At 73.3% G+C, this 23,260-nt stretch carries 18 protein-coding genes and 2 pseudogenes; 5 read left to right on the top strand and 15 right to left on the bottom strand.

Annotation, left to right across the window (positions count from 1 at the left end; genetic code table 11):
- From K7640_RS26130 to K7640_RS26140, 3 genes and pseudogenes are all read right to left on the bottom strand, one after another.
- Positions 1-304: pseudogene (locus K7640_RS26130) on the bottom strand (hypothetical protein); the annotation flags it as partial.
- A gap of 548 nt (positions 305-852) precedes the next feature.
- The gene (locus K7640_RS26135) at positions 853-2,355 is read right to left on the bottom strand and encodes a replication-associated recombination protein A (protein ID WP_222957579.1); all 1,503 of its coding nucleotides are present in this window, start codon (positions 2,353-2,355) and stop codon (positions 853-855) included.
- Positions 2,356-2,427: 72 nt separating this feature from the next.
- Positions 2,428-2,640 (bottom strand): hypothetical protein, encoded by a 213-nt coding sequence (locus tag K7640_RS26140; protein WP_222957580.1) that lies wholly within the window; start codon positions 2,638-2,640, stop codon positions 2,428-2,430.
- A gap of 75 nt (positions 2,641-2,715) precedes the next feature.
- Between K7640_RS26140 and K7640_RS26145 the strand changes: the two genes are divergently transcribed.
- Complete coding sequence (locus tag K7640_RS26145; protein WP_222957581.1) at positions 2,716-2,892, top strand: hypothetical protein; 177 nt, start codon at positions 2,716-2,718, stop codon at positions 2,890-2,892.
- Here the strand turns inward: K7640_RS26145 and K7640_RS26150 are convergent.
- The 4 genes from K7640_RS26150 to aspS form a co-directional block, all read right to left on the bottom strand.
- Positions 2,885-4,180 (bottom strand): MFS transporter, encoded by a 1,296-nt coding sequence (locus K7640_RS26150; RefSeq protein WP_222957582.1) that lies wholly within the window; start codon positions 4,178-4,180, stop codon positions 2,885-2,887. The two genes, K7640_RS26145 and K7640_RS26150, sit on opposite strands and share 8 nt — an antisense overlap.
- A complete protein-coding gene (locus tag K7640_RS26155; RefSeq protein ID WP_222957583.1) occupies positions 4,177-4,767 on the bottom strand; it encodes a helix-turn-helix domain-containing protein in 591 nt (196 codons plus the stop codon). The genes K7640_RS26150 and K7640_RS26155 overlap by 4 nt, the downstream gene beginning before the upstream one ends.
- 117 nt (positions 4,768-4,884) lie before the next feature.
- Positions 4,885-5,694: a sugar nucleotide-binding protein gene (locus tag K7640_RS26160; RefSeq protein ID WP_222957584.1), complete on the bottom strand. Its 810-nt coding sequence runs from the start codon at positions 5,692-5,694 to the stop codon at positions 4,885-4,887.
- Between the two features lie 72 nt (positions 5,695-5,766).
- Positions 5,767-7,572: an aspartate--tRNA ligase gene (aspS, locus tag K7640_RS26165; RefSeq protein ID WP_222957585.1), complete on the bottom strand. Its 1,806-nt coding sequence runs from the start codon at positions 7,570-7,572 to the stop codon at positions 5,767-5,769.
- Between the two features lie 830 nt (positions 7,573-8,402).
- Here aspS and K7640_RS26170 point away from each other — a divergent pair.
- Complete coding sequence (locus K7640_RS26170; RefSeq protein WP_222957586.1) at positions 8,403-9,092, top strand: DUF998 domain-containing protein; 690 nt, start codon at positions 8,403-8,405, stop codon at positions 9,090-9,092.
- Between the two features lie 87 nt (positions 9,093-9,179).
- Here K7640_RS26170 and K7640_RS26175 read toward each other — a convergent pair whose 3' ends face one another.
- Positions 9,180-10,238 (bottom strand): S1 family peptidase, encoded by a 1,059-nt coding sequence (locus K7640_RS26175; protein ID WP_222957587.1) that lies wholly within the window; start codon positions 10,236-10,238, stop codon positions 9,180-9,182.
- Between the two features lie 248 nt (positions 10,239-10,486).
- Between K7640_RS26175 and K7640_RS26180 the strand changes: the two genes are divergently transcribed.
- Positions 10,487-11,317: an SGNH/GDSL hydrolase family protein gene (locus tag K7640_RS26180; protein WP_222957588.1), complete on the top strand. Its 831-nt coding sequence runs from the start codon at positions 10,487-10,489 to the stop codon at positions 11,315-11,317.
- A 64-nt stretch (positions 11,318-11,381) separates the two neighbouring features.
- On the opposite strand, the gene K7640_RS26185 is transcribed toward K7640_RS26180, so the two are convergent.
- The 3 genes from K7640_RS26185 to K7640_RS26195 all read right to left on the bottom strand — a co-directional run bounded on the left by K7640_RS26185 (position 11,382) and on the right by K7640_RS26195 (position 14,482).
- A complete protein-coding gene (locus tag K7640_RS26185) occupies positions 11,382-12,317 on the bottom strand; it encodes an acyl-ACP desaturase (protein ID WP_222957589.1) in 936 nt (311 codons plus the stop codon).
- A gap of 71 nt (positions 12,318-12,388) precedes the next feature.
- On the bottom strand, positions 12,389-13,711 hold the full coding sequence (gene hisS / locus K7640_RS26190) for a histidine--tRNA ligase (protein WP_222957590.1): 1,323 nt from the start codon (positions 13,709-13,711) through the stop codon (positions 12,389-12,391).
- 51 nt (positions 13,712-13,762) lie between these two features.
- On the bottom strand, positions 13,763-14,482 hold the full coding sequence (locus K7640_RS26195) for an MBL fold metallo-hydrolase (RefSeq protein ID WP_222957591.1): 720 nt from the start codon (positions 14,480-14,482) through the stop codon (positions 13,763-13,765).
- 217 nt (positions 14,483-14,699) lie between these two features.
- Between K7640_RS26195 and K7640_RS26200 the strand changes: the two genes are divergently transcribed.
- Both K7640_RS26200 and K7640_RS26205 read left to right on the top strand, forming a co-directional pair.
- Complete coding sequence (locus tag K7640_RS26200; RefSeq protein WP_222957592.1) at positions 14,700-15,578, top strand: peptidylprolyl isomerase; 879 nt, start codon at positions 14,700-14,702, stop codon at positions 15,576-15,578.
- A gap of 57 nt (positions 15,579-15,635) precedes the next feature.
- Positions 15,636-16,475: a peptidylprolyl isomerase gene (locus K7640_RS26205; protein WP_222957593.1), complete on the top strand. Its 840-nt coding sequence runs from the start codon at positions 15,636-15,638 to the stop codon at positions 16,473-16,475.
- 61 nt (positions 16,476-16,536) lie between these two features.
- On the opposite strand, the pseudogene K7640_RS26210 reads toward K7640_RS26205, so the two are convergent.
- The 4 genes and pseudogenes from K7640_RS26210 to secD form a co-directional block, all read right to left on the bottom strand.
- Positions 16,537-18,816, bottom strand: a pseudogene (locus K7640_RS26210) (bifunctional (p)ppGpp synthetase/guanosine-3',5'-bis(diphosphate) 3'-pyrophosphohydrolase); the annotation flags it as partial.
- A gap of 482 nt (positions 18,817-19,298) precedes the next feature.
- Entirely contained in the window at positions 19,299-19,865 is a 567-nt protein-coding gene (locus tag K7640_RS26215; RefSeq protein WP_222957594.1) for an adenine phosphoribosyltransferase, read from the bottom strand.
- Positions 19,866-19,969: 104 nt separating this feature from the next.
- The gene (secF, locus tag K7640_RS26220) at positions 19,970-21,157 is read right to left on the bottom strand and encodes a protein translocase subunit SecF (RefSeq protein ID WP_222957595.1); all 1,188 of its coding nucleotides are present in this window, start codon (positions 21,155-21,157) and stop codon (positions 19,970-19,972) included.
- Position 21,158: 1 nt separating this feature from the next.
- Positions 21,159-23,054 (bottom strand): protein translocase subunit SecD, encoded by a 1,896-nt coding sequence (secD, locus tag K7640_RS26225; RefSeq protein WP_222957662.1) that lies wholly within the window; start codon positions 23,052-23,054, stop codon positions 21,159-21,161.
- Between the last annotated feature and the right edge of the window lie 206 nt (positions 23,055-23,260).

Consider the following 23,260-nt stretch of genomic DNA (forward strand, 5'->3'; position numbering starts at 1 on the left):
GCCCGGCCCGGCGGCCCGGCTCGCCCGGGTCCGCGGGGGCGGGCATCGCCGAGCGCCCGGCCGGCCGGCCCGGATCGGTCGGGTCGACCGCCGGCGGTGTCGCCCGCGCGGCGCGCCGGCCCGGGTCGGTCGGGTCCGCCGGCGGCACGAGCGCGCCGGTGTCGGTGGGCGGCCCGGCGGGAGTACGCCGGGGCGGCCGGGACTGGGCGGCGGCGTCCACCGCCCGACGGGGTGGCTCCGGGGCGGCGGCCCAGCCGTCCTGGGGTCGGGATCGCGGCGGCGGCACCGGCCCGCCCTCGCGCACCGGCGGAACCGCTCCCCGCCCGGTGGCCGACTCCGGACCCGGTCGACCGGTGGGCGCCTCCCCCCGGCCCGCGACGGGCGCGCCACCGCGCACCGGCCCCGCCGACCCGGGCGGCACCGCGCCGGGCGGCGCCTGACCGGGTCGGGCACCGGACCGGGGCACCGGGCCGCCGCGGGCGTCCGGCGGTGACCCGGGCCGGGCCGGGGCGCCGGGGGCCGGCGCGCCGGGCGGCGGGGGCACCGGCCCCGGTCGGCCCGGCATGCCGGGCCCCGGACCACCGGACGGCGGGGGCGCGGGAGCCGACCGCCGCGCGCCGGGCGGGGGAACCGGAGCGGGGCCGTCCACCGGCGGCGGTCGGTCACCGCCGGGGCCCAGCTCGGCACGGTCCTGCTTCGCCGTACGGAGGTCGTCGATCCAGCCGAGGTCCTCACCGTCGGGCGCACCCGCCGGTTCGGCGTCGGCCTTGCCCCGCCCCCACCGGCGTCCCTTGCCGCGGGAATCGCGGCGCTCCTCCGGGCCGTCCTCCGGTCGCTCCGAACCACGCGGATTCACTGCTGAGCCTCCCTGACGGCGTCCGTGCCGCCTTCGTCCGCCGCGTTGGCGTCCTCCGGGTCCGACGGTCGTCGGCCGTTGCCGTGCCCGGGCGCCGCCGCGGTCGGACGCGTCGGGGGCGCCGGCAGCCCCCGCACGATCCGGCGCAGCACGGGCAGCCGGGCGGCGACGGATTTCTCCGCGCCGTGTCCGCCGGGCCGGTAGTAGTCGGTCCCGACGAGGTCGTCGGGAGCGTACTGCTGGGTGACCACCCCACGCGGGTCGTCGTGCGGGTATCGGTAGCCGGTGCCGTGGCCGAGCCCGCGCGCGCCGGCGTAGTGCGCGTCGCGCAGGCCGCGCGGGACGGCGCCGCCCCGGCCGGCCCGGACGTCGGCGATGGCGGCGCCGATCGCGCTGGTCGCCGAGTTGGACTTCGGCGCGGTGGCCAGGTGGATGACCGCCTGCGCGAGGTTGAGCTGCGCCTCGGGCAGGCCGACGAACTCCACGGCGTGCGCGGCGGCGGTCGCCACGCTCAGCGCGGTGGGGTCGGCCATGCCGACATCCTCGCTGGCGAAGATGACCAGGCGGCGGGCGATGAACCGGGCGTCCTCGCCGGCGACCAGCATCCGGGCCAGCCAGTGCAGCGCGGCATCCACGTCCGAGCCGCGCATGCTCTTGATGAAGGCGCTGGTCACGTCGTAGTGGGCGTCGCCGTCCCGGTCGTAGCGCACCGCCGCCACGTCCACCGCCTGTTCGGCGGTGGCCAGGTCGATGACGTCGGCGCCGAGCGCGGCGGCGGAGGCGGCGGCCGCCTCCAGCGCGGTGAGTGCCTTGCGCACGTCACCGCCGGCGAGGCGGACCAGGTGGTCCTCGGCCTCCGGCTCCAGGGTGACCGCGCCGGCGAGGCCGCGCTCGTCGGTGACCGCGCGGCGGAGCAGGCCGCGGACCGCCCGGTCGTCGAGCGGCTGGAGGGTGAGCAGCACGCAGCGCGACAGCAGCGGCGAGATGACCGAGAAGTACGGGTTCTCGGTGGTGGCCGCCAGCAGGGTGACCGTCCGGTCCTCCACGGCGGCGAGCAGAGAGTCCTGCTGCGTCTTGCTGAACCGGTGCACCTCGTCGATGAAGAGCACGGTCTGCGGGCCGCCGGAGCGGCGCTGCCGCCGGGCGGCCTCGATGACCGCCCGGACGTCCTTGACGCCGGCGTTGAGCGCCGACATGGCGACGAACGTGCGGTCGGTGGCCCCGGCGACCAGGTGGGCGACGGTGGTCTTGCCGCAGCCCGGCGGCCCCCAGAGGATCACCGACATCGGTGCCCCGCCGCCGACCAGCTGCCGCAGCGGCGACCCGGGCGCGAGCAGGTGCTCCTGGCCGACCAGCTCGTCGATGGTGGCCGGACGCATCCGGACGGGCAGGGGCGAATCCGACGTCACGCCGGCGAAGTCGGCGACACCGGCGGCACCCGCGGGGGCGCGCGGCGCTCCGGCGGGTTCTCCGAGGGAGAAGAGGGTGTCGGACTCCATCACGAAGACATTACCGGGCCGGGCCGACGGCGTCGGAATGACGCCGTCGGCCCGACCGCTGATCCGATCCGGTCAGCCACGACCGGGGCGCCGGCCCCGGTACCAGCGGCCGCCGCCACCGCCGCGCGGGCCGTTGCCCACCCCGGCGAGGTAGAGCGAGAGCAGCAGCAGGCCGAGCAGCATCATGGTGTGCGTGTTGAAGAGGTCGGGCGCGCCGAGGTTGGTGTTCAGGAAGTCCAGCAGCAGCATGAAGCCGAACACGATGGCGGCGAGGATCGCGAGCATGTCAAGCCCTCCGGTCGGGGGTCCCAGTAGGTCGGCGCGGGATGTACCCAATCGGTCCGACCGCCAATCTCCACCGTGGACCGGCCGGTGGTGACGGCCACCGTCGGGTGGCCGGAATCGCTGCTCTCGTTGGCTGCCGCCGTCGGCGCGGTCCGCCTCCACCGGCGGCTCGGCGTCCACCGGCGGCCCGGCCTCCACCGGCAGCTCGGCGTCCCCGGCACCGAGCCGCGCGCCTCCGTGCGGCTCAGCTGACCCGGGCCACCGGCTCGGCCGGCGACTCCGCCACCGGCGTACCGCTCGCGGCGGCGGCCCGGCCGGCCCGCCAGGCGGGCAGGTAGAGCGGGGCGGCCAGGGCCAGCACCACCCCGCCGACCAGCATGGCGACCGTGACGCTGACCCGGTCGGCCAGCGCGGTCAGCACCACCATGCCGAGCGCCCCGGCGGGCTGCACCATCATCGAGTTCAGCGACAGCACACTGGTCCGGTACGGCCCGTCGACCTGCCGGTGCAGCAGCCCCATGTGCAGCGGGTTCGACGCGCCGTGCACGGTGTAGCAGGCCAGGTAGGCCACGATCACCCCGACCGGGCCGGCGAGCAGGCCCATCCCGACCACAGTGCCGCCCTGCAGGATCCGCATCAGCGCGGCGGCCGGCGCGGCGCCGACGCGGCGCAGCAGGAACGGCGTCAGGGCCGCGCCCGCCGCGTTGGCCAGCCAGGCCGCGGTGGCGGCCGGGCCGAGCAGGGCGGCGGCCCGCTCGCTGCCGCCCACCACCTCGGCGAGGCGCACCGGCAGCAGCGACTCGAAGGTGACCATGCCGAAGCCCCAGAACAGCTCGACGCAGACCAACGCGAGCAGCACCCGGTTGCGCCGCAGCAGGCCGACCGCCTGCCCGACCATCCGGGGCGCCTCGATCACCGAACGACGCAGCGCGGCGGTGCCGGCGGCCGGCCGGCCCTCGCGCAACAGCACCAGCAGGGCCACCAGGGCCACCCCGTGCAGAACCGCCGCGACCAGCACGGGCAGGGTCAGCGCGCTCACCGGGCCGACCGGGCCGAGCGCGACAAGTCCACCGCTGAGCAGGGCGCCGGCGCCGATGGCGACGCCGCTCACGGTGCCGGCCCAGCCCAGGCCACGCTCGAATTCGGCGGACGGGTCGGCGGCGAGCGTGGCGTCGACGTACCAGGACTCCAGCGGTCCGCTGTCCAACGCCCGGTAGACGCCCTGGGCCGCCCAGACCAGGAAGAACAGCCAGAACGAGCCGGCCACCGCAAACAGCACCGCCGCCAGCAGCCCGACCGCCCAGGCGACGGCGAGCACCGGCTTGCGGCCCAGCGCGTCGGCGAACCCGCCGGTGGGCAACTCCAGGACGAGGACGACCAGACCCTGGGCGGTGAAGGCCAGGCCGATCTGGGACAGCGACAGGCCGCGCTCCTGCATCAACAGGACCGTCACCGGGATCACCAGGCCGGCGGGCAGCCAGCGCAGGCCGTGCAGGGCGAGGAAGCGGAACCGGACCTGGCGTACGGACAGCGCGCTCATCGGGGCCCCTCCGGCAACGGGTACGCGGCCAGGAAGACCTGCACCCGCTCGGCGTCCGGCTCGTCCACCGCCGCCTCGGCGCGGTGGCGTTCCAGCACCTCGCCGAGTTCGGCCTTGAGTGCCGCCAGGCGCCGCGGGGTGAGGGTGAGGAAGGTGTCGCCCATGCCGAGCGCGTCCCGCCAGGCGGCCGACCAGCCGTGCCGGGCGGCGAACCAGCGCTCGGCCACCTCGGTCAGGTGCCGGACCTGGTGGCCCTCGACCCACTCGATGGCGGCGCGGGCGTCGGGGTCGGCGTCGTAGTCGCTGGTGTCCCACTGGGTGAAGTCGTGCCCGGCCCGCCAGTAGCGCTGCCGGCCGCTGCCCCGCTCGGGGTCCTCCACGACCAGCCCGACCTCGGCGAGCTGGCGCAGGTGGTAGCTGGTGGCCCCGGTGTTGGTGTCGAGCAGCTCGGCCAGCCGGGTGGCGGTGGCCGGCCCGTTGACGCGCAACGCGCCGACGAGACGCATCCGCAGCGGGTGCGCCAGCACGCGCACCTGCCGGTGATCGAGCCGTACGCCCCGCGGGGCCGGCTTCCGTTCGTGGTCCATGGATGCACAATATCTGTGCACAGTTATTGTGCACAAGAGTTGTGCAAAGGTTCTCCGCAGGTAAGGAGGGGGCCCTTGTTAACAGACGTCTGTTAACAAGGGCCCCCTCCTTACACCTCAGGCGAGCAGTTCGGTGACGCCGCGCAGCCGGGTCCGCAGCAGCCCGGCGGCGCGGCTGGAGTCCAGGCGTACGTCGGTGGGACGGACCACACCCGCCGCGCTGCCGGAGATCGTCTTCAGGGCCGCCGTGTCGAGGCCGAACCGGCGGGCCAGCAGCAGCCCCAGCTCGGCCCGGCTGACCGGATCCGGGCCGGCCACGTTGAGCGGCCCGGCGTACCCGCTCGGCACCAGCTCCAGCACGGCGGCGGCCAGGTCGGCGACGTCGATCGGGCAGCGCAGCTCGTCGGTGAAGAGGGTGGCCCGCCCGGCGAGGGCGTCCCGGCACAGCTGGATCTGTTTGCTCCCCTCCCCCACGATCAGCGAGGTACGCACCAGCGCGGCCCCCGGGTCGACCGCCCGCACCGCGGTCTCCGCCGCCGCCTTCGCCGCCCCGTACGCGTTGACCGGCGTCGGCACGTCGTCGTCGGCGTACGGCAGGGGTCGACCGCCGTGCACGGCGTCGCTGGACAGGTGCACCAGCCGCGCCCCCACCTCGGCGGCCGCGTACGCCACGTTCCCCGCCCCGTCCGCGGTGACCCGCCAGTCGTCCACCCGGTAGGAGGTGCTGACAACGGCGTCGGGGCGTACCTCGGTCAGCAGCGCGCGCACGGCGGCCCGGTCGGTCACGTCCAGCCGGCGCGGCGCGACGCCCGGCACCCCGACGGCGGCCGAGTGGTAGGTGCCGACCACCGACTGGCCGGCGGCCACCGCCTGCCGGCACACCTCGGCGCCCAGGAACCCGCTGGCCCCCACCACGAGCAGCGTCATGTCTCCGCACCCCCGGAAGATCGAAAAGGTCCCCGCCATGATGGCGGAGACCTTTCGATCGCGTGGGCCCGATCAGGTCGGGTCGGCCACCGGGGCGGCCGCGCCGGCGGTGCCGGCGTGCGGGGCGGCCGGCGCCTTCGGCTTGGCGTCGATGCCGGCCTCGGTGCGCTGCTGGGCGGTGATCGGGGTCGGCGCGCCGGTCAGCGGGTCGAAGCCGCCCCGGGTCTTCGGGAACGCGATCACCTCGCGGATCGAGTCCGCGCCGGCCAGCAGCATGCAGACCCGGTCCCAGCCGAACGCGATGCCGCCGTGCGGCGGGGCGCCGTACTTGAACGCCTCCAGCAGGAAGCCGAACTTGTCCTGCGCCTCCTCGGGGGTGATGCCGAGCAGGTCGAACACCCGCTGCTGCACGTCGCCCCGGTGGATACGGATCGAGCCGCCGCCGATCTCGTTGCCGTTGCAGACGATGTCGTACGCGTAGGCCAGCGCCCGGTCCGGCGCCTCCTCGAACCGGTCCACCCACTCGGCGTTGGGCGAGGTGAACGGGTGGTGCACCGCGGTCCAGCCGCCCTCATCCGTGCGCTCGAACATCGGGGCGTCGACCACCCAGCAGAACGCCCACGCGCTCTCGTCGACCAGCCCGGCCCGCTTGGCGATCTCGATCCGGGCCGCGCCGAGCAGCTCCTGGGCCTCCCGGGTGTTGGTGCCCGCGGCGAAGAAGACCGCGTCGCCGGGCTTCGCGCCGACCGCGTCGGCCAGGCCGGCCAGGTGCGCCTCGGACAGGTTCTTGGCCACCGGGCCGCGCGCCTCGCCGGTCTCCGCGTCCAGCACCACGTACGCCAGGCCGCGCGCGCCGCGCGCCTTGGCCCAGTCCTGCCAGCCGTCCAGCTCCTTGCGGGTCTGGGACGCGCCGCCCGGCATGACCACCGCGCCGACGTAGCCGCCCGCGTCGATCGCACCGGCGAAGACCCGGAACTCGGTGCCGCGCAGGTAGTCGGTCAGCTCGGTCAGCTCGACGCCGTAGCGCAGGTCCGGCTTGTCCGAGCCGTAGCGCGACATCGCGTCGTGCCAGGTGATCCGCGGGATCGGCCGGGTGATCTCGTGGCCGGCCAGCTCGGACCAGAGCTTCGCCACGATCGCCTCGCCGAGGTCGATCACGTCGTCCTCGGTGACGAAGGACATCTCGATGTCGAGCTGGGTGAACTCCGGCTGCCGGTCGGCGCGGAAGTCCTCGTCCCGGTAGCAGCGGGCGATCTGGTAGTACCGCTCCATGCCGCCGACCATCAGCAGCTGCTTGAACAGCTGCGGCGACTGCGGCAGCGCGTACCAGCTGCCCGGCTGCAGGCGCACCGGGACCAGGAAGTCGCGGGCGCCCTCCGGGGTGGAGCGGGTCAGCGTCGGGGTCTCGATCTCCAGGAATTCTCGCTCGTGCAGCACGGTGCGGGCCAGCTGGTTGGCCCGCGAGCGCAGCCGCATCGCCTTCGCCGGGCCACCCCGGCGCAGGTCGAGGTAGCGGTACTTGAGCCGGATGTCGTCGCCGGCCTCGACCTGGTCGTCCACCGGCAGCGGCAGCGGGGCCGCTTCGGAGAGCACCTCCAACTCGCTGGCGGTCACCTCGATCTCGCCGGTGGGCAGCTCGGGGTTCTCGTTGCCCTCGGGGCGGCGGGTCACCTCGCCGGTGACCTTGACGCAGAACTCGTTGCGCAGCGCGTGCGCGTCCTCCTCGCGGAAGACCACCTGAACCACGCCGGAGCCGTCGCGCAGGTCGACGAAGATGACCCCGCCGTGGTCGCGCCGGCGGGCCACCCACCCGGCGAGCGTCACCGTCGCGCCGGCGTCCGCGGCGCGCAGGCTTCCGGCATTGTGGGTACGGATCACGGCTTGCGTCTCCTCATCTGAGTGCACGTCCTCTTCCGGCATTCTGTCAGGGCGGGCCCGGCCGGCTCCGGGCACCCGCCACGAGGGCCACGGACGCTGCCCCGCTCCAGCCGCGCCACGTCCCGGCCACCCGGGTCGCGCCGGTCCCGCCGATCGCGCCACGCCGGCAACCCCGGTCCCACCCTGCCGCCCCGCGCCGGCTACCCCAGTCCCACCATGCCACCACGCCGGCTACCCCGGTCCCACCCTGCCGCCCCGCGCCGGCTACCCCGGGTCCCACCCGGCCGCCACGTCGGCTACGCCGGTTCCACCGGGCCGCCACGCCCGGAGCGGCCGCCCGCACCGGCCCGCTCACCCCGGCCCCACCGTGACGTTCCGTCACGCCCGCCATTGTCCGCCCACCCCCTCGCTCACCTTTGCTCTGCTGCCGCCCAGGCAACAGTCACGCAGCGCAACGCCCCCGCGCGGAACAGCCCGTCCACGCTCCGCGTTCTCGCAGCTCAACGCGGTGTTGCGCCCAGGGCAGCAGAGCAAAGGCAACCAGGCGGGGTGGGTGCGGTCGGCGGGCCACCACGATGTGTCACCAACACGATCGGTCACCAGCGCGATGGGGGCGCTGGGCGGGACCGCCGGCACGGCGGGGCGAGTGTTGGACGATTTCCAGCAGGCCCGGCGGCGTTGGACGGATGGTCAGCACGATCGGCGCGACGCTCGGCGAGGGCGCTCCCGGGGTGGGCCGAAAGCCACTGGCAACCCGCGCCGCGACGCCCGGGGCGCCCGCCTTTCCCGAGCCGCGGGTGGCCGGCCGGGCCGGGGGTTACGGTGGCCGGATGCGTGCCGTACCGGGATGGGCGGTGGGAGCGGCGGCGGCCGCGCCGGTCCTGCTGGCCGGCGGGTGGACGGTGGCCGGCGCCCGGCAACCCCCGGGGTACGACCCGGTCCGCGACACCATCAGCGAGCTGGCCGGGCGGGAGGCGACCGACCCGTGGATCATGACGGGCTGCCTGGTGCTGCTCGGTTGCTGTTACCTCGGCACCGCGCTGGTCCTGCACGCGGCCGGGCTGCCCAGCCGGTTCCTGCTCGCGGTCGGTGGCGTGGCCACCATCGCGCTGATCGCGGTGCCGCGCCCGAAGGTGGGCGGCTCCCTCGGCCACGGTGTGGTGGCGACGGTGGCCGTGCTCGCCCTGGCGCTCTGGCCGGCAGGTTCGGCGCTGCTGCTGCCCCGCGGACCGGACCGGCGGCATCCGGCCGGGGCCGAGGTGCCGTGGGCGTTCCGCCGGCCGGTGGCGTTGACCGTGACGGCGCTGCTGCTGGCTCTGTTCGTCTGGTGCGCCGTCGAGGTGACCGGCGGTTCGCGTACCGGGCTGGCCGAACGGATCACCGCGCTGGCGGCCGCCGGGTGGCCGCTGCTCGCGGTGCTCTCCGCTCGGCGGGCCCGCTCACCCGGGCCCGAACGGGCAGGGCCGCCGGTCAGGCCGGATCCGCCGGTCGGTCCGGGTCGGCCGGGAACAGGCGGCTGAGCTCCGCCCGAGCAGCCTCCGCGTCCCGAGGTGGTACGTGCGGAGCGGGCCGCCGGTCGCCCGGCGGCCCGCTCTGCAGGGGTTGGCTCAGTAGACGCTGACGCCGTAGACGCTGAGCGCCTCGGTGACCGGCTGGAAGTAGGTGGTGCCGCCGCTGCTGCAGTTGCCGCTGCCGCCGGAGGTGAGGCCCAGGGCGGTGGTGCCGGCGAACAGCGAGCCGCCGCTGTCACCGGGCTCGGCGCAGACGGTGGTCCGGATCAGGCCCGAGACGCTGCCCTCGGCGTAGTTCACCGTGGCGTTGGTGGCAGTCACGGTGCCGCTGCGCACCCCGGTGGTGCTGCCCGAGCGGCGCACGGACTGGTTGACGTACGCGTTGCCGGCCGAGGTGATGTCCTGGAAGCTGCCGTTGTAGAGGGTGACGTTGCCCGGCTGCACGGTGGTCTGGTTGCTGTACCGCACGATGCCGTAGTCGTTGCCCGGGAAGCTGGTGCCGGCCCGGCTGCCGAGCAGCGAGGTCTGCGCGGAGTTGCTGTACCAGCTGGACGAGATGTTGGTGCAGTGCCCGGCGGTGAGGAAGTAGTAGACGCCGGAGCTGCTGCGGACGTTGAAGCCGAGCGAGCAGCGGCCGCCGCCACCGGCGTAGATGGCGTTGCCGCCGGAGATCCGGGTGCTCAGCACGCCGGTCTCGGCCTCGATGCGGACCGCGCCGCCGGCCCGGGCGGCGGCGGCCTTGACCCGCTCCAGCTTGGCGCCGGTGACGGTGCTGTCGACGGAGACGACGACCTGGTTGGTGGCCGCGTCGGTCCACCACGCGGTGCCGGGGATCTTGGCGGAGCGCTCCAGCTCCGCGGTGGCCCTGGCCAGCACGGCGGCGCCGCGGGTGACGAGCTTGGCGGTGGCGCCGGCGGCCCGGACCTGGCGGGCGGCGGCGGCGTCGGTGACGGCCACGACCATCTTGCCACTGGTGTCGGCGTACGTGCCGGCGGCGCGGTCGCCCAGGCGCTCGGCCAGGGTGGCGGCCGCGTCGGGCGAGGCGGGGGATGCGGGCGCGGCCTGGGCGGGGGCACCCAGCAGTGAACCGGCGACCAGGGTTCCGGCGACGGCGACGGTGACGGCGCGGCGGAGCGATGACCTCGTGGGTCGCATGTAACGGCCTCCCGGATGGGGATGGGGCGGCCCGGCCGAACGGCCGAGCCTCGGGCTACCCGACCGACCTGGGGGAAGTCGGCCGAGTGACTGAAGTATTCACATACTTAAGATCCTAGGCAAGACCTGGTTTTGCCCGAATTCACCCGAGGCTCCGTGGTAACCGGCCGGCAACATTGTGGACACAGATGCGCGTCTATATGCTCCGCTCACCGCCGCTGTCCGGCACTCGCGACCCGGAGGCCACCATGCTCCTCGTCCGACGCGCGCTCGCCACGATCGCCAGCGCCACCGCCCTCGTCACGCTCGCCGCCGGCCCCGCCACGGCCGCCGTCACCCCGCCACCCAACTCGATGGCCAGCATGGGTGACTCGATCACCCGAGGCTTCAACGCCTGCGGCTGGTACTCCGACTGCACCTCACGGTCGTTCAGCACCGGCGACTACGCCAGCGTGAACAGCCACTACCTGCGCATCCGCGCGGTCAACCCGAACATCCAGGGCCGCAACTACAACGACGCCCGCAGCGGCGCCAAGTCCGCCGACATGTACGGCCAGGCCGGCACCGCGGTCAGCCAGAACGTCGACTACGTCACCATGCTGATCGGGGCCAACGACGCCTGCACCGGGTCGGAGTCCACCATGACCTCGGTGACCACGTTCCGGGCCAACGTCGACAGCGCGCTCAACCGGCTCAAGGCCGGTCTGCCCGCCGCCCGGGTCGCCGTGCTCAGCATCCCGGACATCCAACGCCTCTGGTTCGTCGGCAAGGACAGCGGCAGCGCCCGCTCGGCCTGGTCGCTCTTCGGCATCTGCCAGTCGATGCTGGCCAACCCGACCTCCACCAGTCAGGCGGACGTCGACCGGCGGGCCCGGGTCCGGCAGCGGGTGATCGACTTCAACACCCAGCTCGCACAGGCCTGCGCCGCGTACGGCGCCAACTGCGACTTCGACGACAACGCGGTGTTCAACTACCCGTTCGTGCTGAGCCAGGTTTCCACCTGGGACTACTTCCACCCGAACACCAGCGGTCAGGCGGTGCTGGCGAACATCTCGTACGCCAACGGCTTCCGCTGGTAGCCGGAGCCCGGAGTGTTAACAGGGGGCCCCTCCTCTACCGGAAACGTTAAGAAGGGGCCCCTCCTTACGCGCGGGCGGCGAGCCGGGCGGCGCGGGCGGCGCGCTTCTCCTCGAAGCGGGCGGCCTGCCCGTCCAGGGTGTCGAGGTGGGCGGCGATCTGGTCGCGGGCGGCCTCGCCGTCGCCGTCCAGGCCGGGCACGTCGAACACGTTCCACTGGCGCAGCACCGGCACGACCACCTCGTCGCGGTGCTGGCGCAGGTCGTAGATGCCGGCCAGGGCGATCGCCACCGACTTGCGGGCGAACCCCTCGATGCCGACGCCGGGCATCTGGAAGTCGGCCAGCACGTCGGCCACCGCCCGCATCGCCTGGCTCGGGGCCAGCTCGAACGCCGCGCCGAGCAGGTTGCGGTAGAAGACCATGTGCAGGTTCTCGTCGGCGGCCACCCGGGCCAGCAGCGCCTCGCACGCCGGGTCGCCGGTGGCCCGGCCCGTGTTGCGGTGCGAGATCCGGGTGGCCAGCTCCTGGAACGACACGTACGCCAGGGAGTGCAGCACCTCGTCGCCGTGCGCGTTGACGTAGCCCTCGGTCATGTGGGTCATCCGGGCCCGCTCCAGGGCCACCGGGTCCACCGCCCGGGTCACCGTCAGGTAGTCCCGGATGGCGGTGCCGTGCCGGCCCTCCTCGGCCGTCCACCGGTGCACCCAGGTCCCCCAGGCGCCGTCCCGGCCGAACAGGGTGGCGATCTCGTGGTGGTACGAGGGCAGGTTGTCCTCGGTGAGCAGGTTGACGATCAGCGCCGTGCGGGCCACGTCCGGGATGGTCGAGTCGGTCTCGGCCCACGCCTCGCCGCCGAGCGGACCGTCGAAGGTGCGCCCCTCGCTCCACGGGACGTACTCGTGGGGGAACCACTCCTTGGCCAGGGTCAGGTGGCGGTCGAGATTCTTCTCGACCACCGGCTCCAGCTCGATGAGCAGCGCGGTCTGGCTCAGCACGGTCACAGAGACCTCCCTACGGTGGCGTAACTTACGCCACCGTAGGTCTTTCCCGGCGTACGCGCGAGTAATGCGCCTCAGCTCACCAGCGGCTTCAGGTCGGCCCGGGGCGGCGTCCACTCCCCCGCCGCCGCGGCGACCTGCTCACCGGAGCGGATGTCCTTGACCTCGTCGCCCTCGGCCCCGGGGAACCAGACGTACGGGATGCCGCGCCGCTCGGCGTACCGGATCTGCTTGCCGAACTTGGCCGCGGTCGGTGACACCTCGGTGGGCACCCCCCGCGAGCGCAGCGCCTCGGCGACGGCGTTGCTGGCCGCCCGCTCCTCCTCGGTGCCGACCGCGACCAGCACGCAGGTCGGCACGCTGCGGGACACCGACAGCGCGCCGGCGCCGAAGAGCAGCCCGAGCAGCCGGGTCACCCCGATCGAGATGCCCACCCCCGGGAAGCTGACGTTGCCGGCGCTGGCCAGGTTGTCGTACCGGCCGCCGGAGCAGATCGAGCCGAACCGCTCGTAGCCCACCAGCTGCGTCTCGTAGACGGTGCCGGTGTAGTAGTCCAGGCCCCGGGCGATGCGCAGGTCCGCGACGCAGAGCCCCGGCGAGTGCGCCGCGGCGGTCTCCACCACCGCGGTCAGCTCGGCGACCCCCTCGTCGAGCAGCGGGTCGCGCACCCCGAGGGCGCGCACCGCGTCGGCGAAGGAGGCGTCCGGGGCGGAGATCTCGGCCAGCGCCAGGCACGCCTTCGCCTGCGCCTCGCTCGCCCCGGCCGTCTCGGCCAGCAGCTCGGCCACCTTCGCCGGGCCGATCTTGTCGAGCTTGTCGACCGCGCGCAGCGCGGCCTCCGGGTCGGTCAGCCCGATGCCCCGGTAGAAGCCCTCGCAGATCTTGCGGTTGTTGACCTGGATGCGGACCGGCGGGATGGGCAGCGAGCGCAGCGCGTCGCCGATCACCAGCGGCATCTCCGCCTCGTAGTGGGCCGGCAGGGTGTCCCGGTCGACGATGTCGATGTCGGCCTGGAGGAACTCCCGGTAGCGCCCCTCCTGCGGGCGCTCGCCCCGCCACACCTTCTGGATCTGGTAGCGGCGGAACGGGAACTGCAACTTGCCGGCGTTCTCCAGCACGTACCGGGCGAACGGCACGGTCAGGTCGAAGTGCAGGCCGAGCGCGTCGTCGCCGGCCGGACCGTCGGCGTCGGCCTGCAACCGGCGCAGCAGGTAGACCTCCTTGGAGGTCTCCCCCTTGCGCAGCAGCTGGTCGAGGGGCTCGACCGAGCGGGTCTCCAGCGGCGCGAAGCCGTACAGCTCGAAGGTCTGCCGGATGCGGTCGAGCACGAACTGCTCGATCATCCGCTGCGCCGGCGTCCACTCGGGGAAGCCGGAGATGGGCGTGGGCTTGCTCATGATGCTCCTTCAGCGCCCGCGCCACCGGCGCGGGAAGGTCGAGGGCGGCGGCTACAGGCCGCGGGTGGGCGCGGCCGGGCGCGCGTCGCCGGTCCCCGCCACCTCGAGCAGGTACGGGTTGGTCGCGCGCTCGCGGCCGATGGTGGTCGCGGGGCCGTGGCCGGGCAGGACGACCGTGTCGTCGGCCAGCGGGAGAACCTTGTCCCGGAGGCTGGTGAGCATGCGGGGCATGCTGCCGCCCGGCAGGTCGGTGCGGCCGATGGACCCGGCGAAGAGCACGTCACCGGAGAGGCAGAGCTGCTCGGCCTCCCAGGGCGAGCCGGCGCCGGGCATCCGGAACAGCACCGACCCGCCGGTATGGCCCGGGGCGTGGTCGACGGTGATCTCCAGGCCCGCCATCCGGAGCACGGCCCCGTCGGTCAGCTCGGCCACGTCGTCGGGCTCGGTGTACGGCAGCCGGCCGCCGAAGAGCTGGCTGAGGTCCATCGAGAGCGCCTTGCCCGGGTCGGCCAGCATCTCCCGGTCGTCCGGGTGCAGGTACGCGGTGATGCCGCGCGCCCCGCAGACCGGGGCGACGGAGAAGGTGTGGTCCAGGTGCCCGTGGGTGAGCAGCACGGCGGCCGGGTGCAGGCGGTGCTCGGCGAGCACGGCGTCGAGACGGTCCAGCACCCCGATCCCCGGGTCGACCACCACGCACTGCTCCCCCGGCGCGGTGGCCAGCACGTAGCAGTTGGTGCCGAAGGCGTCCGCGGGAAAGCCGGCCACGAGCACGTCCGCTCCCCTTCCGATTCCGAGTCGAGCTGTCACCAGCGTCGTCGCGCTGCCGTCTGCGTCCAGCAGCCTATCGGCAAGCCTGCGCCGACCTCGTACCACTTTCCCAGTCGCTACCCGTACACTCTGGCGGGCGTGTGGCGTGGCGCACTCGGCCCCCGACGGGCGCGAACGCCCGACCGCCGGTGACGACCAGGGTAGAGGAAGGGGAGCACGCGTGGCTTCCAGCAGGGACCGGCAGCGCAGACTGGCGCGGGAGAAGCTCGACCGGCAGTTGGCCCGACGGGCCGCCGCCGCCCGCCGCCGTCGGCGGATCCAGGCCGGCGTGGGCGCGGCAGCGGTGCTCATCCTGGTGATCGCGGGCGCGGCCTGGGGCATCGGCGCCTTCGACCGCGACCCGGACGAGAAGAAGGCCGCCGAGGACGTCTGCCTCTGGACGCCGCAGGACGCCGCCGGCAACACCAACCTCAAGGACGTCGGCACCCCGGCCACCACCGGGCTGCCCACCGCCGGCACCCGGACGATGACCGTCACCACCAACCAGGGCGCCCCGATCACCGCCCAGCTGGACCTGGCCACCGCGCCCTGCGCCGGGGCGAGCATGGCCCACCTGGCCAGCAAGGCGTTCTACGACAACACCACGTGCCACGAGATCACCGCCGAGGGGGCGCTGCGCTGCGGCGACCCGAGCGGCACCGGGATCGGTGGCCCGGCGTACACCTTCTATGACGAGGACGTGCCGGACCCGGCCCCGTCGGCCAGCGCGGCGCCCGATTCGTCCCCGGCGTACCCGAAGGGCACGGTCGCGATGATCGGCAACCCGCCCGGCCAGAACGGCAGCCAGTTCCTGATCTTCTTCAAGGACTTCAACCCGGAGAAGCCGGCGTACTCGATCATCGGGAAGGTCACCGGCGGGCTCGACACGGTGGAGAAGATCGGTGCCCTGCCGACCGTGGACAATGGTTCCGGGGACAAGGTCAAGCCGAAGACGGACGTGGTGATCCAGAGCCTCACCGTCAGCGACCCGGACGCGGCGGCGACGACGCCGACCGCCCCGGCCTCCGGCGCCCCCAGCGCCAGCCCCAGCGCCGGCTGACCCGGCACCGATCATCTGCGGCACCGGCCGCGCCCGAGAAGCCAGGAGGAGTGAAGCGTGACGTCCACCAGGGAGCGGCAGCGCGCGGCGGCGCGCGCCCAGCTCGAGCGGAAGATGGCCGAGCGGGCGGCCAGGGCCCGCAAACGCCGGCAGACCCAGGCGATCGTCGGCGCGAGCGCCGCCCTGCTGCTGGTGATCGCCGGCACGGTCTGGCTGGCGACCCAGTTCGGCGGGGACGACGAGCCGCAGGGGACCGCCGCGCAGGACTCCGGGGCGGCCCAGTGCGCCTTCACGGAGATCCCCAAGGAGCAGCGGAACAAGGAGATCAAGGACGTCGGGCTCCCGGAGGCCCAGCAGTCCACCCGCGGCACCCAGACCATGACGCTCGACACCAACCTGGGCCCGATCACCGCCAAGGTCGACCGGTCGAAGGTGCCCTGCACCGCGGCCAGCTTCACCCACCTGGCCAGCAAGAACTTCTTCGACAACAGCAAGTGCCACCGGCTGGTGACGCAGGGCATCAAGGTGTTGCAGTGCGGTGACCCGAGCGTCACCGGCAAGGGCTGGCGGCAGACCGACGGCACCGGCGGCCCGAGCTACCGGCTGGCCGAGGAGAACCTGCCCACCGACAAGCGGCCGCCGTACCCGGAGGGCGTCATCGCCATGGCGAACAACGGGGACCCGGGCAGCACCGGCAGCCAGTTCTTCATCGTCTACGGCGACTCCCAGCTCGACCCGAACTACACGGTGCTGGGCACGATCACCGGCGGGATGGACATCGTGCAGGAGGTCGCGAAGGCCGGCGACGACGGCGCGTTCGGCCCGCAGCCCGGCGGCGGCCACCCGAAGAAGGAGATCGTCATCAAGAAGCTGACGATGAGCGAGCCGCAGGGCTGATCCCCGCGCCCGTACGACGAAGCGCCCGCCGGCGATGCCGGCGGGCGCTGTCGTCTGCGGCTCAGGCGCCCGAGGTGACCCGGTACGCGTCGAACACCCCGTCGACCTTGCGGACCGCGGCGAGCAGGTGCCCCAGGTGCTTCGGGTCGGCCATCTCGAAGCTGAACCGGCTGACCGCCACCCGGTCCCGGGTGGTGGTGACCGTGGCGGAGAGGATGTTCACCCGCTCCTCGGAGAGCACCCGGGTGACGTCCGCGAGCAACTTGTGCCGGTCCAGCGCCTCGACCTGTATCGCGACCAGGAAGGTGGAGGCGGAGGTGAGCTTCCAGGTGACCTCGACCACCCGCTCACCCTGCGCCCTCAGGTCCTCGGCGTTGGCGCAGTCGTCGCGGTGCACGCTCACCCCGCCGGAGCGGGTGACGAAGCCGAACACCGTGTCCGGCGGCACCGGCGTGCAGCACCGGGCCAGCTTGATCCAGACGTCGCTGACGCCCCGGACCACGACCCCGGGGTCGTGGCTGCTGGACCGGCTGCGCGGCGGGCGGGTGGCGACCGCGGTCTCGGCGATGTCCTCGGCGGCGCCCTCCTCCCCACCGTAGGTGGCCATCAGCTTCTGCACCACCGACTGCGCGGAGACCTGGCTGTCGCCGACCGCCGCGTAGAGCGAGGCCACGTCGGCCAGGTGCAGGTCCCGGGCGATCGCCATCAGCGCGTCGGAGGTGAGCATCCGCTGCAACGGCATGCCCTGCTTGCGCATCGCCTTGACGATCGCGTCCTTGCCGGCCTCGATCGCCTCCTCGCGCCGCTCCTTGTTGAAATATTGCCGGATCTTGGTGCGGGCGCGCGGGCTCTTGACGAAGCCCAGCCAGTCCTGCGTCGGGCCGGCGGTCTCCGACTTCGAGGTGAAGATCTCGATGACGTCGCCGTTGGACAGCGTCGACTCCAGCGGCACCAGCTTGCCGTTGACCCGGGCGCCGATGCACTTGTGCCCGACCTCGGTGTGCACCGCGTACGCGAAGTCCACCGGCGTCGACCCGGTCGGCAGCGGGATGACGTCGCCCTTGGGGGTGAAGACGTACACCTCCTGGCTGGACAGGTCGAAGCGCAGCGCGTCGAGGAACTCGCTCGGGTCGGCCGCCTCGCGCTGCCAGTCCAGCAGCTGGCGCAGCCAGGTCATCTCGTCGATGTGCGCCGGCGGGCCGACGATCTGGGTGCCCTTGTGCTCCTTGTACTTCCAGTGCGCGGCGATGCCGAACTCGGCGGTGCGGTGCATCGCGTAGGTGCGGATCTGCATCTCGACCGGCTTGCCGGTGGGCCCGATGACCGTCGTGTGCAACGACTGGTACATGTTGAACTTGGGCATCGCGATGTAGTCCTTGAACCGGCCCGGCACCGGCTGCCAGTTGGCGTGGATGACACCCAGCGCCGCGTAGCAGTCCCGCACCGTGTCGACCAGGATCCGCACCCCGACCAGGTCGTAGATGTCGTTGAAGTCGCGCCCCCGCACGATCATCTTCTGGTAGATCGAGTAGAGGTGCTTCGGCCGGCCGGTGGTCTCCGCCTTGATCTTGGCGGCCTTCAGGTCGGTGCCCACCTTCTGCGTCACCTGCCGCAGCAGCGACTCCCGCTGCGGCTGGTGCTCCCCGATCAGCCGGTTGATCTCCTCGTACCGCTTCGGGAACAGGGTGCCGAAGGCGAGATCCTCCAGCTCCCACTTGATGGTGTTCATACCGAGGCGGTGGGCGAGCGGGGCGAGGATCTCCAGCGTCTCCTTCGCCTTCTGCTCCTGCTTGGGACGGGGCAGGAAGGTCAGGGTGCGCATGTTGTGCAGCCGGTCGGCCAGCTTGATCACCAGCACCCGCGGGTCCTTGGCCATCGCCACCACCATCTTGCGGATGGTCTCGGCCTTGGCCGCGTCACCGAGCTTGACCTTGTCCAGCTTGGTGACGCCGTCGACCAGCAGGGTGACCTCGGGGCCGAAGTCGGCGCGCATCTGGTCGAGGGTGTATTCGGTGTCCTCGATGGTGTCGTGCAGCAGCGCCGCCACCAGGGTGGTGGTGTCCATCCCCAGGTTGCCCAGGATGGTCGCCACGGCCAGCGGGTGGGTGATGTACGGGTCGCCGGACTTGCGGTACTGACCGGAGTGCCAGCGGGCCGCGGTGTCGAACGCGCGCTGGAGCAGCCGGGCGTCCGCCTTCGGGTGGGCATCGCGGTGGGTGGCGATCAGCGGTTCGAGCACCTCGCTGACCTGCGAGGTCTGCCAGGGCGCGTTGAACCGGGCCAGGCGCGCCCGCACCCGCCGCCCGGTCGGGGCGTTGGAGAGCGCGAACCCGCCGCTCGGCGACGGGTCGACGGAGTCCTCGACGGGGAACGCCACCCGGGCGACGCCGTCGCCGGACGACGCGTCCACGCCGGACGCGCCGTCGCCGGCGGACGAGCCGCCGTCGCCGGCCCCCACCCGGCCGTTCCGCTCGGTCACCGAGCCGTCAGCGTCGCCTGTCGGGTGCACCGTGCCCTCCACCGGAGGGACGACCTCGTGGGACACCGGCCTCCTCACCGCTCGCCGGGGTTACCGCCGGCCGTGCGGCCGACGTACCTGTCCAACCGGCCCTGGGCCGGTGTTGTTCCACGCCGCCCGGATCGATCGCCGTGCTCCGCGCCCGGCCGCCGGCCGGATCCGGACACCGCGCCGACCGCGCCGGCCGACTCCCGCCGCCGGGGTCGGTCACCCGCCCGGTCGGCAAAGGGCAATGCTACCCGTACGCAGGGTGCCCCGCGCTTCCGCCGGACGGACCGCGACCGGTCGGCCCCACGGTGACCGGCTCAAACGGTCAGCAGGGCATGCACCGGGCGCGGGGCGAGGCGCTCGCGCCCCTTGAGGAAGCCCAGCTCCAGCAGCACGGTGAACCCGGCCACCGTGCCGCCGGCCCGCTCCACCAGGTCCAGGGTGGCCTCGGCGGTGCCGCCGGTGCCCAGCACGTCGTCCACCACCAGCACCCGGTGCCCCGCGGTGAACGCGTCCTGGTGCACCTCCAGCGTCGCCTCGCCGTATTCCAGGGCGTACGAGGCGGCGTGGGTGGCCCGGGGCAGCTTGCCCGCCTTGCGCACCGGCACCACCCCCAGCCCGGTGGCGTACGCGATGGCGGCGGCCAGCACGAAGCCGCGCGCCTCGATGCCGGCGACCACGTCGAACGACTCCCGCCCGTGGTACGCGACGATCCCGTCGATCACCTCACGGAACACGTCGCCGTCGGCGAAGAGCGGCATCAGGTCCTTGAACACCACGCCCGGCTTCGGGAAGTCCGGCACGTCCAGCACCCGGCTGGCGACCAGCTGGGCGACCTGCGGGCCGCTGTCTCCCCGTACCGCGGTGCTGTGGGTCTCCGTCACGGTTGTCCCGTTTCCCTTCCGACGACGACGGCGTCCGTCATGCTGCTCGCACAGCATGGCGGACGCCGTCCGGGAGATTCCTACCGGGTGTCCCCGGCGCCGGGTCAGCGCCGCTTCGCGCCGCCCGGGCGGTTGCCGCCAGCGCCGGGGCGGCCGCCCCGGGCGCCGGTCGGCCGCTTGCCCGTCGGCCGGGAGCCCACCTTGGGCGCGGCGCCGGCCAGGGCGGGCGCCTGGGCGTCGTCGGTGACCTCGCCGGTCGCCGGACGCGGGGTGGCGCCCTTCGGGGTGACCTCGCCGCGGGCGATCGCGCCCCGGCGGGCCTGGACCCGCTTGTTGTGCGCCTGGATCCGCGGCTCCATGTTCTTCAGCACGGTCAGCAGCGGGGTGGCGAGCAGGATCGAGGTCAGGAACGCCACCGCCATACCGACGAAGAGGACCAGGCCGAGGTCCTTCAGGGTGCCCGCGCCGAGCAGGCCGGCACCGATGAAGAGCAGACCACCGACCGGGAGCAGGGCGACCACCGAGGTGTTCAGCGACCGCATCAGGCTTTGGTTCAACGCCAGGTTGGCCGCCTCACCGTACGTCTGGTTGTTGTTCGCCGTGATGCCCCGGGTGTTCTCCTGGACCTTGTCGAAGACCACCACCACGTCGTACAGGGCGAAGCCCAGGATGGTCAGGAAGCCGATGATCGTCGACGGGGTGACCTCGAAGCCGACAAGCGAGTAGATGCCGGCGGTGAGGATCAGGTTCATGAACAGCGAGACGATCGCCGCGACCGCCATCCGCCACTCGAAGCGCACCACCAGATAGAGCGCCACCACCGCGATGAAGATCACCAGACCGAGCAGGGCCCGCGAGGTGACCTGGTCACCCCAGGCCTTGCTTACCTGGTTGCCGCTGATCTGCCCGGCGTCGATGCCGAAGTCCCGGGCGAGCTCGTTCTTGACGTCGGCCGCCTGGGCCGGGGTGAGCTGCGCGGTGCGGAACTCGTACGAGTCGCCGCTGGTGCTGCCGATCTTCTGCGCGGTGACCACCTCGGCGCCGTCGCCCTTGGCGGCCAGCGCCTCGTCGAGCGTCCGCTCGGCGTCGTCCAGGGTGCCGACGCTGGCCGGCACCTGGAACGAGTTGCCACCGGCGAACTCGATGCCGGGGTTGAAGCCGCGGATCACGAAGCTGAGCACCGCGATCAGCACCAGCACACCGGCCACCGTGAACCAGAGCTTGCGCCGGCCGACGATGTTGAGGCCGGCCTCGCCCCGGTAGAGCCGGGCCGCCAGACCACTCTTAGCCATCTCAGGCCTCCTTGGCGCGCGGGTTGCGGGTGGTCGCCGGCTCGGCCGACCGGGCCGGCAGGGCCCGGCCGAGACCACTGACCCGTGGGGACAGGAACGCCCGGGTGCGGGCGAACATCGTCATGATCGGGTGACGGAAGAGGAAGACCACCACCAGGTCCAGCACGGTCGCCAGGCCGAGCGCGAAGGCGAAGCCCTTCACCACGCCGACCGAGACGATGTAGAGGACCACGGCGGACATCAGGGTGATCGCGTTGGCCGAGATGATCGTCCGGCGGGCCCGGATCCAGGCCCGGGGCACCGCGCTGCGCGGGCTGCGCCCCTCGCGGATCTCGTCCTTGAGCCGCTCGAAGTAGATGACGAACGAGTCCGCCGCCACACCGAGCGAGACGATCATGCCGGCGATGCCGGCGAGGGTCAGGGTGAACCCGATCTGCCGGCCGAGGAACACCAGCGCGCCGAAGACCAGCAGCGCCGACAGGATCAGGCTCAGGAAGATCACCGAGCCGAGCAGCCGGTAGTAGAAGAACGAGTAGACGATGACCAGCGCCAGGCCGATGCCCATGGCCAGCAGGCCGGCCCGCAGGTGGCTGTCGCCCAGGGTGGCGGTGACGTTCTGCTGCTCCTGCGGCACGAAGGTCACCGGCAGCGCGCCGTAGCGCAGCTGGCTGGCCAGGTCGTTGGCGTCCTTGCTGGTGAAGCTGCCGGTGATCTGCGAGTCACCGGTCAGCACGCCCTGGATCTCCGGCGAGGAGACGATGTTGTTGTCCAGCACCACCGCCACCCGGCAGTTGCCGCCCTGGCCGAGCGCGCTCTGGTCGCAGCCGTTTCCCTTGTTCTGGAACGACTCGCGGGTCAGCTCGGTCCACTTGTTCTGGCCGTCGCCGGTGAACTTCAGGCTGACCACCCAGGAGCTGGTCTGGTCGAGCTGCGCGCTGGCGTCCTTGACGTCGGTGCCCTCCACCTTCGCCACGTCGAGCAGGTATTTCGCCGCGCCGCCCTCGCAGGCCACCGCCTGCTGCTTCGGGTCCTTGATCGAGGCGGCCGGCCGCTTGTCGAGCTGGGCGCAGCTGATCGTCGGCACGTTGAACTGCATCTCCGGCGCGAGCACGGCGACCTCCTGCGGGGTCAGCGTGCCGAACGGCTTGAGCTTCTCCGCCAGGGACGGGTCGGCGGTCAGGTCGGCCGGGGCCTGCAGGCCGCTCGCGGCGGCCCAGGCGGCGGCGCCGACCTTCTGCTCGACCGCCTTGCGCTGCTCCTCGATGCCCTGGGGCACCGGAGCGGCGCTGGCGCTCGGCGTGGCGGCCGGGGCGCTGGGGCTCGCGACCGGGGTGGGGTTGGCGCTCGGCGCGGGCGCGCCACCGCCCTGGCCACCGGCGGCCGGCGAGGCGCTCGCCTTCGGCGCGGCGCTGCCCGACGGCTGCGCCGCCGCGCTGCCCGAGGGCTGCGGGGTGGCGCTGCCCGAGGGCTGCGGGGTGGCGGTCGGGGCCGGGGCCGGGGCGGCGGTCGCGCCGCTGCCGTCGGTCGCCTTGAGCACCTTGCGGAAGCGCAGCTCGGCCGCGCTGCCGACGTCGGTCAGGTCGCGGTTCTCACCCGGCAGGGAGATCACGATGTTCCGGTCGCCCTCGGTGACCACCTCGGCCTCGGCCACGCCGTACGCGTTGACCCGACTCTCGATGATCTGGCGGGCCTCCTCGAGGTTGTCCCTCGTCGGAGGCTTGCCGTCGAGGCTGTTGGTGGCCTCCAGGGTGAGCCGGGTGCCGCCGATCAGGTCCAGGCCGAGCCGTGGCTCCAGCCGGTCCTTCCAGCCACCGCTGGCGCCGCCCGAGAAGAACACCAATAGATAGAGGACGACGAAGATGAGCCCGAGTACGGCGAGCTGCCGCCCGGGGCGCATCTGTCCCTGAGGTGGTGCCACGGCTGTCCTGTCTCCCTGTACGGTCGCGCCGCTGAACGCAGCGGCGACGAATGTCGGGCCGGGGGCCCGGCCGACTGCTTCGGGTGGTCGACGCCACGGGGCGGCACGTGTCGACCGGCGGTGGCGCGGCGGCGCCGGCCGGGGCTACGCGTGTCGGCGCCCGGGCGTCGACCCCACTATCCACT

The sequence above is a fragment of the Micromonospora sp. PLK6-60 genome (assembly GCF_019890675.1).
Lineage (GTDB): Bacteria > Actinomycetota > Actinomycetes > Mycobacteriales > Micromonosporaceae > Micromonospora.